The sequence below is a fragment of the Methanosarcinales archaeon genome, assembly GCA_014859725.1.
Classification (GTDB): Archaea; Halobacteriota; Methanosarcinia; order Methanosarcinales; family Methanocomedenaceae; genus Kmv04.
Map to the genome: position 1 here is coordinate 1 of JACUTQ010000066.1, position 11,369 is coordinate 11,369.

Below are 11,369 nucleotides of genomic sequence, written 5' to 3' on the forward strand. Positions count from 1 at the left end.
CAATTTTGTTCCATTTGCATAACGCTGTACCCCCATCTCCGCCACAAACGTCTTATAATCCCACATTATCCGTTATGTCATACACACCATATGGAACGCCATTCCTGGCCAACATTCTTAAAGTCCCCATATGTATTCGTATTACTATAATCCAAATCATGAAGCAGTTGAGCAACTGTATTGAGCCTTAAGAATATGGCATTGAAATAGAATAATGGATTTTTCAACAACTTTTCACAAAATATGATTATTATTGATAGATTTAATTTCTACATTTATATAAAATTTAACTATATTTAATGATGTGTTAGGATATATTTATATATGATATCCACTAACTATTGGTTAGTAACTTGTGGATACTCACTCATGGTTACTAACCCGACATGAACAACAAATCAACAATCAGGATTAACAGGTCTATGAAATCGTCAGAATTGCTGGACATACTGGGAAATGCGAACCGTAGAAAAATCCTCCAACTACTAGCTTCCCGACCCTATTTTGTCAGCGAGTTGACAGATCGGATTGGCCTGGGGCCCAAAGCGGTCCTGGGTCATCTGGATCTGCTGGAACAAAGCGGATTGATACAGGGAAAAACCAGGGGACAGCGGCGTAAATATTATAACATCATAGAAAATTTCAAGTTAGAAGTAATTGTTTCACCGTACTCATATACTGTGGAGACCAGTACAGTCACACAGCATCATTCCACAAAACAAGGACAGGAACAGTCAAAACCCCACTCCAACGAATCAATATCAATTGCAAATCTTAAGATGCTGAACCGGCATCTATTCGAATTGGAATCAAAAAGCCGCCTGCTTTCCAAAGCACAGCTGGAGATCGAAGGTGAAATGACTGATGTCATGGCCAGATGTATTGAATGGATATATGAATTGGCCCAGAACGGTACAGAGACCGAGATCATGCTGTCAGTCTTAAAAAAACCTCAGGACAGAAGGTCTTTGTCTATGGATCTTGGACTCCCTGAGTACTATACAGAAGAACATATACAGTCTTTGCTGGACCGTAACATCCTGAATGAGAAAAAACACGACAATAAACAATTATTGTGTCTGATCTAATAATCACGTAAATATATATCAAATCACATATTAATAATAAGTAAAGAAAAATGGAGATAAAGAAATGACCACGGAATTGACACTAAGGGTCGCGGAATCCCACCATAGGGATGTAGGGCGTGACATAGCCCGAATGCAGCGTGACAAAATGGAACAGTTGGGCCTGGTGAGTGGTGATTATATTGAGATTGCAGGTAAAGATACCACTTATGCCATTGTTTGGCCTTCGTACCCTGAAGACAGAGGAAGAGGGCTTTTAAGGATCGATGGTAGTGTGCGTAATAATGCCAGGATCAGCCTGGACGACATTGTAATAATCAGAAAAGCAGAAGCAAAAGAAGCAAAACGGATTACTCTGGCCCCAACCCAGCATGTCAGACTGGTAGGTGGAGCTCAGTATATCCATAGATTGTTAGAAGGGCGACCCATTAAAAAAGGGCAGCAGATCAGGGTTGATACTGTCAGCAACCCCCTGAATTTTGTAGTAGTTACAACCCAACCCACAGGTCCGGTATTTGTGGGAAAGAACACACAGATCAATCTTAAGGATGAAGTGATCGACCAGAGTCTCATCAAGGCCGCACCCCAGACCACATATGAAGATATCGGAGGTTTGAGGCGGGAAATTGATCTGGTCAGAGAGATGATCGAACTGCCATTGAAGCATCCGGAGCTTTTCCAGAAAATAGGTATCGACCCACCAAAAGGTGTGCTGCTGCACGGTCCGCCAGGTACAGGAAAAACCCTTATTGCAAAGGCTGTGGCCAACGAGACCGATGCTAACTTCGTCTCGATCAGCGGTCCCGAAATCGTATCCAAATATTATGGTGAGAGTGAAAAACATCTAAGGGATATGTTCGATGAAGCTGAAAAGAACGCACCTACCATCATATTCATTGACGAGATCGACAGCATTGCACCAAAACGGGGCGAAGTCACTGGTGAAGTAGAGCGGCGCGTGGTGGCCCAGCTTCTCAGTCTGATGGACGGATTGAAGAGTAGAGGCGAAGTCATTGTAATTGCTGCTACAAATAGACCCAATGCCATTGATGAAGCACTGAGACGGGGAGGGCGGTTCGACCGTGAGATCGAAATAGGTATTCCCGACATGAACGGCAGACTGGAAATCCTGCAGGTTCATACCAGAGGTATGCCGCTGTCCGGGGAGTTAAAAGGTGATGGCGAAGATGATATGGGCAAACTGAAAATGATAGCTGAGCGTACCCACGGGTTCGTGGGCGCAGATCTGTCGTCCCTGTCTAAAGAAGCTGCCATGCATGCTGTCAGGAAAATATTACCCGAGATCAATATCGAAGAAGAGATCCCCACAGAAATATTAAACAAACTCCAGGTTACCACAGAAGATTTCGAGGAGGCATTGAAGAATATCGAACCCTCTGCTTTAAGGGAAGTATTCTTTGAAGTGCCCCAGGTGAAATGGGACGATATTGGTGGACTGGAAGCTATTAAAGAAGAATTGGTCGAAGCTGTGGAATGGCCGCTAAAGTATCCGGAAGCTTTTGAAGCCATTAATTCAAAACCCCCAAAAGGTTTGCTGCTGTTCGGACCCCCGGGTACAGGCAAAACCCTGCTGGCAAAAGCCATAGCCACTGAAAGTGATGCGAATTTTATTAGCATCAAGGGTCCTGAACTGATGAGCAAATATGTTGGAGAGAGTGAAAAGGCTGTGCGTGAAGTATTCAGAAAGGCAAGGCAGGCCAGCCCTGCTATTATCTTCTTTGATGAAGTGGACAGTATTGCACCACCCAGGGGAACCGGTTTCGACAACCATGTTACCGAGCGGGTGATAAGCCAGATACTCACTGAAATGGACGGTATGGAAGAGTTAAAGGACGTGCTGGTAATTGCAGCAACCAATAGGCCAGATCTGATCGAACCTGCTCTACTCAGACCTGGAAGACTTGACCGGATGGTCTATGTCACACCTCCGGATGCAGAGGCAAGAAAAGCCATATTCAAGATTCATCTTAAAAATAAACCGATTAATGAGAATGTGGACATGAATGAATTATCCAGGATGACAGACGGATATGTAGGTGCCGATATCGAGGCAATTTGCAGGGAAGCATCCATTTTGGCATTAAGGGATATGATAGAACCGGGTATGGACAGGGAAACTGTCAAAGAACAATCCAAATCCATTAATATCACTCTGGATCATTTTGACAGGGCAATGACCCGTGTCAAACCCACTTCATCTAAAAATAATATCCAGGATTATTCTAAGATCGCCCAGGAATTTGCCCAGTATGCCACCATCGGAAACAAAGATCTAAGTGAAGACAAGCTGAAGAGCTACACATAAAAAAATTCTAATAATTAACGAGGTAAGAGAAAAATGAGCTACGGAAAAAGAAAAAATCCTATGGACGAAATATTCGAAGAGATAAACGAAATCATACAGGGAATGCTCGATTCCAGAATTAAACCTGACAAAGAACCCCATGTGTGGGGATTTTCCATTACTCAGATAGGGGATCAACCACCTGAGATCCATGAATTCGGAAAAATGAACCTGAAAGACAGTAGATTCATAGAAGCTGATGTTCAGGGAGAATCTGGAACCAGAAAACCGTTAATAGATATCATGGAAGCAGAGGATACATTGCACGTGGTAGTTGAAATGCCAGGTGTTGTAAAGGAAAATATCATTCTTGATAGTAATGGTACAACCCTGGATATCAAAGCATCCAGCGAAAACAGGAAGTATTCTGAACATGTGGAACTGCCAGCCATGGTACTGCCTGATTCTGCAAAGGCTAGTTACAATAACGGAGTACTGGAAGTGGTTTTCCAGTACGATGGATTAAATAAGAAATCAATTAAGCTGGATTAATAAAAGAAACGTGTGCCGATAATAAATCGGCGCAATTTTTTTAAAAAAATTACTTCAATTATTATTAAATTATTATTTTGAGAATATATATTGTTGAGCAGGAAGGGGAGTTGGGGTTAGTGTTTAAAAAAACAATATTTCCTGCCCAACAATCTCATAATTGAGCTAATCCTATAAATGAGTTTTGTTAGTGCACTTGTTTTAATGTTCACACAGTTAAGGTGGGGGAAATTTATTCATTCTCATAAACTAATTAATTAATAAATAAAATGGTTGGAGTTCTTATAAATGTCAAAAATTGAAGTATTACTAGGTGAAAAGAGAGTTTTTTATCCACCTGAAAAGCTGGTCCAAGCGAGTAATGTGAAACAATGGATGGATGCCCATAATATCCCTGATATAGAAACCCTCCATAAACGCAGCCAGGATATTCAATGGTTCTGGGGTGAAGTAGAAAAGGACCTGGTTGAATGGTACACACCATATGATAAAGTACTGGATGACTCCAATAAACCTTTTTTTAGCTGGTTCACCAATGCCAAATATAATATTGTTCATGATGCACTTGACCGCCATATTGGTACTCCCACTGAAGATAAAATTGCCTATATCTTCGAATCAGAACAGGGCATTGTTAGTAAACTGACATACCTCGATATGTACCATGAAGTTAACCGCCTGGCTAATGCATTAAAAAGTCTTGGTGTTAGTAAAGGGGACCGGGTGGCGTTATTTATGCCAATGATACCAGCCCTTCCAATTGCCATGCTGGCCTGTGCAAAGATAGGTGCTATACATCTGGCTGTATTCTCAGGTTTTAGTGCCCATTCTCTGCAGGAAAGGATCAATGATTCAGGTGCCAAGATACTGATCACAGCTGACGGCTTCTGGCGTAAAGGTAAACAGATCGATCTGAAAGCTCTGGCAAAGGAAGCAGTCAACAAAACAGATATCAAGAACACTATAGTGTATCAATGGGCAAATAATGATTTCCCCATGGGTGAATCCGATCTCTTGTGGCATGAATTGATTAAAGATCAGCCTGATGTTTGTGAGACAGAAGTGATGGATTCGAATGACACTTTATTTATCCTTTACACCTCAGGCACCACTGGCAAGCCAAAAGGTGTGGTACATGTCCACGGGGGTTATGCTGTGGGTATTGCCATGACGTTAAAATGGGTCTTTGACATTAAACCAAATGATATCTGGTGGTGTGCCGCCGACATCGGCTGGATCACGGGCCATAGTTATATCGTATATGCACCGCTGATGTTAGGTGTTACCTCAGTACTGTATGAAGGTGCACCAGCCTATCCTAAACCAAACAGGATATGGGAGATGATCGCCAGGCATAATGTTACAGTGTTCTATACCTCTCCAACTTCTATCAGGATGCATATGCGCTTGGGTGATGAATGGACTAAAAGGGATGACCTAAGCAGCCTGCGGCTTTTAGGCAGTGTAGGTGAGCCCATTAATCCTGAAGCCTGGATGTGGTATTACACTACCATAGGTAAATCACGATGTCCGATCATGGACACCTGGTGGCAGACTGAAACGGGAAATTTCGTATTAACACCGCTGCCTCTCTCACCTTTGAAACCCGGCTCTGTAGTAGGACCTCTTCCAGGTTATGGCGCAAAGGTCAATGATGCACAAGGCCATCCTGTAGAGGAAGAAGGGGGGAACCTTGTATTAACGAACCCCTGGCCATCCATGCTGCATACCTTATACAATGAACCTGAAAGGTATGTTGAACATTACTGGAACGAAGCCGGAGAATTCTTATCAGGAGATATCGCCAGGGTGGACAGTGACGGATATTTCTGGGTACAGGGCAGAGGTGATGATGTATTGAACGTTTCCGGTCACAGGATAGGCAACTCTGAAGTGGAATCCGCACTGGTCAGCCATCCCAAGGTCAGCGAAGCCGCTGTGGTCGGGGCGCCTGATGATATCAAGGGCGAGAGTATCACCGCGTTTGTATTGCTTAAGATGGGAGTCAAAACCGAGGACAGTCTGATTAATGAGTTGAGAAATCATGTGGCTGAAGAGATCGGTAAGCTTGCCAGGCCGGATAAGATCTATTTTGTCGATGACCTTCCAAAAACTCGCAGCGGCAAGATCATGCGCAGGGTAATCCGCTCATTACTTCTGGCAAAAGCAGTCGGAGATATTTCCACACTTGCCAATCCTGAGGCTATTAAGGAAATTGAGGAAGCAATAGTGAAATAAATCTAATCTGGTACGAATTTTGTACCATAATAGATCATGCCTTTCTCGTTTTCTTCACCCAGTTTCCTAAATACTGAGTGCACCCTCATACCGATCCTCATCTCATCAGGTTTGCATATGACCTGGCCGGTAAGACTGGCACCTTCATTCAGTTTGATGATAGCCAGATTATAAGGTGTCTGCATTTCAAATCCCTTGGCTGCTGCATGGATCACAGTATAAGTGACCACTTCGCCTTTTCCTGCGAATTTGTGACTTTCGATATTTCCATCCCTACGACAATTGGGACACATCTGTCTCGGCGGGAAATAATATTCATTGCAGGTCGTACAATGAGTACCTATAAGATTATACCTGTGCGGGATCTTTCTCCAAAATCTGGATACTGTCATCTAATATCACCTATCCCTCGAAAATATATGTACAGCAGCAGTACCGCCCGACCCTCCAACATTATGGGTCATACAAATATTGGCACCGTCCACCTGACGCTTGCCTGCGGTCCCTCGTAATTGTTCTGTTATTTCTACGGCCTGTTTTATTCCCGTGGCACCTACTGGATGTCCACATGCCTTGAGGCCGCCTGATGTATTTACAGGAATCTTTCCGCCTAAATAGGTCTCTCCTTCTGCTGTGGCCCTGCCTCCATCACCCTTTTTAAAGAATCCAAGGTCCTCTATGGCACAGACCTCGGCAATAGTAAAGCAGTCATGGACCTCGACCAGGTCTATATCATCAGGTGTCATCCCTGCCATCTTGTAAGCACGCTGGCCTGCAACCACGCTGGCATCAAGGGTGGTTATGTCAGCCCGATCATGCAGGGAAATGGTTCCGCTGGCCTGGGCAGTGGCTTTTACATATATTGGTGTATCAGTATATTTTTTGGCAATATCAGCTGAAGCAACCACTACAGCAGCTGCACCGTCTGTTATAGGTGAGCAGTCGAAAATCCTTAGTGGATCTGCTACCATGACAGAGTTCAGGACAGTATCCACAGTTATCTTGTTCCTGAACTGGGCCCTGGAGTTCATGGAACCATTGAAATGATTCTTTACCGAAACCTCTGCAAGTTGTTCTGAAGTGGTGCCGTATTTGTGCATGTGAAGCCTTGCTATCATTGCATATAACCCAGGGAACGTGGCACCGTTAATGCCCTCCCATTCCCTATCTGCTGCAGCTGCCAGAGCATCAGTGGCTATATCCATGCTAACATCTGTCATCTTCTCCACGCCTGCAGCCACCACAATATCTTCATATCCTGAAGCTACAGCCAAGATTGCCTGCCGCAGAGCCAGACCGCCTGAAGCACATGCAGCTTCCACCCTGGTGGCAGGCACGTGCAGTTCACTTGCAAGTCCCACATAATCAGCTATAAGACTGCCTACATGTTCCTGTTCTATAAACCTGCCGCCGCTCATGTTCCCTACATAAATGCTGTCTATTTCTTCACCCTGTATGTGTGAATCCTCTATGGCAGCGACACCAGCTTCAACGATCAGATCTCTTAAAGAACGATCCCATAGTTCTCCGAACCTGGTATAGCTAGCTCCTATTATTGCAACATCACGCATCCTGATCACACCTTTATTTTGTTTTTATGTTTTGCATACGTAGCATAATCGATATAAATTGGATTAGCAAGCAGCTGTTTAACTGTTGGAGCTTTATTTCGTATTTCTTCGATCTTATCTGTCACTGTGATACTGAATGCATCGCTGCCGGCTCCTGACCCGAAAGCGGTCATAAATATCCGATCTCCAGCTTTTGCCTCGTCCAGGATCGCAGCCAGTCCTATCATACACGAACCAGAATAGGTATTACCTAGCATTGGGACCACCAGTCCGGTTTTGATCTGTTCTTTTGTGAAACCCAGCATTTTTGCTGCGTTTTGCGGGAACTTACCGTTGGGCTGGTGGAACACGGCATAATCATAATCGGATGGTTTTGTACCCATCTTTTCCATTAGCCCATTTGCGGCGGAAGTAACATGTTTGAAATACCCAGGTTCTCCTGTAAACCTGCCTCCGTGTTCAGGATATGGCATTCCCTCACGTCTCCAGAAATCAGGAGTATCGGTAGTAAAAGAATAAGTATCTTCGATCAAAGCTACCAGGTCACTTGTACCGATAATATAGGCTGCACCGCCTGCTGCTGCAGTATATTCCAGGGCATCTCCCGGAGCGCCCTGAGACACGTCTGCTCCTATTGCCAAACCCAGGTCTATCATGCCAGATCCTGCCATACCCATACATGTCTGGATGGCAGCAGTCCCGGCTTTACATGCAAACTCAAAATCTGCTGCTGTTAGAACAGGTTCTGCACCTATGGCTGCTGCTACTATTGTACTTGTGGGTTTAACCGCATAAGGGTGGCTTTCAGAGCCAGTATATATTGCACCAATTCTGGAAGGATCGATATTTTGTTTTTTTATTGCATTACGGGCTGCTTCAACTGCAATTGTAACAGTATCTTCATCAAGATCAGGAACTGATTTTTCTTTTACCTGAAGTCCATTTATAAAACTCTGGCCATCAGCTCCCCAGACTGCTGCGATATTTTCAAGTTTAATACGGTATCTGGGGATATATGCACCATATGATACAATTCCTACATTCATTATGATTCACCTTTTAAAGACAATATTTTTATAAAATATATTGTGGTCGCCTCTAACGTACTTGAAGAGCTCTGATCATATTTTCCATTGGCATAATAGTAGCCAGAAGACAGATATTCTCCACCTCAGCGATCTTTTTTGCCACTGGATCTATGTCTTTTTTTTCAAGCCCATGAATTACAACCACACCTGGTTTCAGATTAGTCACCCTGATGGCAACCAGTGGAGATCTACCTGTGGAGACTGAAGTGAATATCATAGCTCGCTCAGTACTCCAACCATAGAGTTTCTGGAATTCATGATACGGTAATTCAAGGATTGCTTTTAGACTGTCGATCACCGTATATCCGTAAAGCTGTTTTTCATTATCTGAACTTGGTCTATGTATTATGTCTGCATTGATCAACTTGGCAAGTTCATCAATAGACATGGGAGATGTGTACTCGTGGATATCATAAATGACATTGGAATTAAAACTCCCAGAGATCATATTTTCATAGGCACGTATCTTTTTGCTACCTCGCCGCTGATCGATATCCAATAATGCATTTACGATCTTGCTGACGATAACAGTTCCAGGAGACTTTCTGCGGCCGCTTTCATAATCACTAATCACAGAAGGAGAGACATCCAGGCAAGCAGAGAGATCGGACTGGGCAACATCAAGATTTAATCTCCACTTCTTCATAACTTCACCTGGCCGATCCGACAGGGTAATTTCTCCTGCCATCTTTTCAGCAAGGCGGTTTCTTATATCTGACTCTGAATTATCCCCTAGCATTCAGTCAGGTTATTTGATCGCACATAATATAAAATTATCTAATCCAAACGAAGACCACATCGTCATTTGACGAAAAAGGGTTTATGAATCATGAATATATATGTGTATATTAATCATATAGGGAAATATAGCTTATGATAAATGCAGAAATAAAAGCTGAACTTTTGGCCATAGGTGCTATTGATATCGACAAAGCTCTTCTTGGCCATATAACCACACCTACAGCCGGTCCCGGTGCTGGTAGAACAGCCATATTCTTCAGATGGGACAATCACAGGGTAAGACTGGCCGTGGATGATGGCTCTCCCCTAAAAGGGGTGGCCGATAACGGCGATATTGTAATTTATAAAGGTAAAAATGAACTGGTTCGAGGAAAGCTTGAAGAAGAGCTCATACATTGCCCGGGCCAGGCATATATTACTATCAGTGAACAGTGTATTTTTGACTGCAAATTTTGCCCGGTCCCAAAATTGGACGGTAAGATAAAAAGTCTGGATGAGATAATCCGGATGGTTGATGAAGCTAATGAAAGTGGGGAATTAACAGCCATCTCCCTGACTTCAGGTGTAGCAGGATCTCCGGAAGAGGAAGTTGACAGGGCAGTTGAAGCTGCTAAGGCTCTTAAAAAATACAATGTACCAATTGGAATCTCAGTATATCCCACAGCCGATTCATCCCGTCAAATAAAAGAAGCGGGGGCTGTGGAAGTGAAATATAATGTTGAAACTATGGACAGGGAATTATATAAAAAAGATTGTCCTGGCCAGAGTCTGGAATTTATTCTTGAATGCCTGAAAGATGCAGTAGATATATTTGGCAAAAACCGGGTATATTCCAATTTCATAGTGGGGTTGGGTGAAACTGATGAAACAGTGGAGGCGGGACTTAATGAACTGGCCTCAATGGGAGTAGTCCCCATAATAAGAGCAGGCGGTATGCACCCGCTCAGGATTGGTGAGATCGATGTGGAAAGACCCACGGCCCAGAGGCTGCTTAAATTGAACCGGATACTTCGCAGGATACTGGATGAACACGGACTGAGGGCAGATGTATCCAGGACAATGTGCCTGCCATGTACCGGATGTGACCTGAATCCACATCGGGACCTGTGAATCCGGTGTTTAAGGTGACACCCGGGGTCAAGCTTTCACATCAGCATATTCAATTGATCAAAGCTGAATGTAAAAAACACTCACCAAATGAAGCCTGCGGTGTGCTTGTTGGTAGAAATGAAAAGGGCTGGATAGTAGTGGAAAAAGTTGTTCCCATTAAGAATTCCAGGCCGTCTGATCGAAGTTTTGAACTTGACCCCCAGGAACATTACAGAATATGGAACCTGGCTGATAAAGAAGGGCTTGATATTGTAGGAGTATACCATACACACCCACATTCCCGGGCCAGACCTTCAACCTGGGATCAGGAGACTATGGAAAATGATCGGTCTTTATGGATCATTGCGGGGATTGACGGGATTAACGCTTATGAATGGGATAAGGGGGTAAAACAGGTGGAGATCATCGAGTTTTCTTAACAGAATGTACTGATTTCATGTTTATGCAAAAATTATTTATTCCTATCCATTTAATAGGAATTATATGAAAACTAGAGTTGCACGACGTCATCAAATTACTATTCCTGAAGATATTCGCAAAAATTTGTTGCTTTGAATCCTGCTTAAATTTAGATGCACCCGGAAACAAACTCTAATTAGAGGTTGGAGTATCTATCCGGGCACATCATGCGCCCCGATTAGTCTGAGGGGACAAATCCACAAACAAAGTATGTTCA

10 protein-coding genes are annotated in these 11,369 nt (G+C 43.5%); 6 read left to right on the top strand and 4 right to left on the bottom strand.

Going from position 1 to position 11,369, the window contains the following annotated elements; translation table 11 throughout:
* The first annotated feature begins 422 nt into the window (after window positions 1-422).
* The 4 genes from IBX40_07010 to acs all read left to right on the top strand — a co-directional run bounded on the left by IBX40_07010 (window position 423) and on the right by acs (window position 6,183).
* Window positions 423-1,088: an ArsR family transcriptional regulator gene (locus IBX40_07010; GenBank protein MBE0524063.1), complete on the top strand. Its 666-nt coding sequence runs from the start codon at window positions 423-425 to the stop codon at window positions 1,086-1,088.
* 64 nt (window positions 1,089-1,152) lie between these two features.
* Window positions 1,153-3,414 carry a CDC48 family AAA ATPase gene (locus IBX40_07015; protein ID MBE0524064.1) on the top strand — a complete coding sequence of 754 codons (2,262 nt, stop codon included), beginning with the start codon at window positions 1,153-1,155 and terminating at the stop codon, window positions 3,412-3,414.
* A gap of 33 nt (window positions 3,415-3,447) precedes the next feature.
* Window positions 3,448-3,945, top strand: coding sequence for an Hsp20/alpha crystallin family protein (locus IBX40_07020; GenBank protein ID MBE0524065.1), 498 nt, complete (start codon window positions 3,448-3,450; stop codon window positions 3,943-3,945).
* A gap of 288 nt (window positions 3,946-4,233) precedes the next feature.
* Window positions 4,234-6,183, top strand: coding sequence for an acetate--CoA ligase (gene acs, locus IBX40_07025; GenBank protein ID MBE0524066.1), 1,950 nt, complete (start codon window positions 4,234-4,236; stop codon window positions 6,181-6,183).
* Between the two features lie 2 nt (window positions 6,184-6,185).
* Here acs and IBX40_07030 read toward each other — a convergent pair whose 3' ends face one another.
* From IBX40_07030 to IBX40_07045, 4 genes are read right to left on the bottom strand one after another with little or no spacing between them, the layout of a single operon-like run.
* Window positions 6,186-6,575, bottom strand: a complete 390-nt coding sequence (locus IBX40_07030) for a Zn-ribbon domain-containing OB-fold protein (GenBank protein ID MBE0524067.1) — start codon at window positions 6,573-6,575, stop codon at window positions 6,186-6,188.
* Window positions 6,576-6,581: 6 nt separating this feature from the next.
* The gene (locus IBX40_07035) at window positions 6,582-7,754 is read right to left on the bottom strand and encodes a thiolase domain-containing protein (GenBank protein MBE0524068.1); all 1,173 of its coding nucleotides are present in this window, start codon (window positions 7,752-7,754) and stop codon (window positions 6,582-6,584) included.
* A 5-nt stretch (window positions 7,755-7,759) separates the two neighbouring features.
* Window positions 7,760-8,800 carry a hydroxymethylglutaryl-CoA synthase gene (locus IBX40_07040; protein ID MBE0524069.1) on the bottom strand — a complete coding sequence of 347 codons (1,041 nt, stop codon included), beginning with the start codon at window positions 8,798-8,800 and terminating at the stop codon, window positions 7,760-7,762.
* A gap of 52 nt (window positions 8,801-8,852) precedes the next feature.
* Window positions 8,853-9,581 (bottom strand): helix-turn-helix domain-containing protein, encoded by a 729-nt coding sequence (locus tag IBX40_07045; GenBank protein ID MBE0524070.1) that lies wholly within the window; start codon window positions 9,579-9,581, stop codon window positions 8,853-8,855.
* A gap of 137 nt (window positions 9,582-9,718) precedes the next feature.
* On the opposite strand from IBX40_07045, the gene IBX40_07050 reads away from it, so the two are divergent.
* Window positions 9,719-10,693: a radical SAM protein gene (locus tag IBX40_07050; GenBank protein MBE0524071.1), complete on the top strand. Its 975-nt coding sequence runs from the start codon at window positions 9,719-9,721 to the stop codon at window positions 10,691-10,693.
* 14 nt (window positions 10,694-10,707) lie between these two features.
* Window positions 10,708-11,112, top strand: a complete 405-nt coding sequence (locus IBX40_07055; protein MBE0524072.1) for a M67 family metallopeptidase — start codon at window positions 10,708-10,710, stop codon at window positions 11,110-11,112.
* The last annotated feature ends 257 nt before the right edge of the window (window positions 11,113-11,369 follow it).

Bases quoted from the DNA above. Each gene is read 5' to 3' on its own strand.
- IBX40_07010 (MBE0524063.1), top strand. From the start codon at position 423: ATGAAATCGTCAGAATTGCTGGACATACTGGGAAATGCGAACCGTAGA.
- IBX40_07015 (MBE0524064.1), top strand. From the start codon at position 1,153: ATGACCACGGAATTGACACTAAGGGTCGCGGAATCCCACCATAGGGAT.
- IBX40_07020 (MBE0524065.1), top strand. From the start codon at position 3,448: ATGAGCTACGGAAAAAGAAAAAATCCTATGGACGAAATATTCGAAGAG.
- acs (MBE0524066.1), top strand. From the start codon at position 4,234: ATGTCAAAAATTGAAGTATTACTAGGTGAAAAGAGAGTTTTTTATCCA.
- IBX40_07030 (MBE0524067.1), bottom strand. From the start codon at position 6,575: ATGACAGTATCCAGATTTTGGAGAAAGATCCCGCACAGGTATAATCTT.
- IBX40_07035 (MBE0524068.1), bottom strand. From the start codon at position 7,754: ATGCGTGATGTTGCAATAATAGGAGCTAGCTATACCAGGTTCGGAGAA.
- IBX40_07040 (MBE0524069.1), bottom strand. From the start codon at position 8,800: ATGAATGTAGGAATTGTATCATATGGTGCATATATCCCCAGATACCGT.
- IBX40_07045 (MBE0524070.1), bottom strand. From the start codon at position 9,581: ATGCTAGGGGATAATTCAGAGTCAGATATAAGAAACCGCCTTGCTGAA.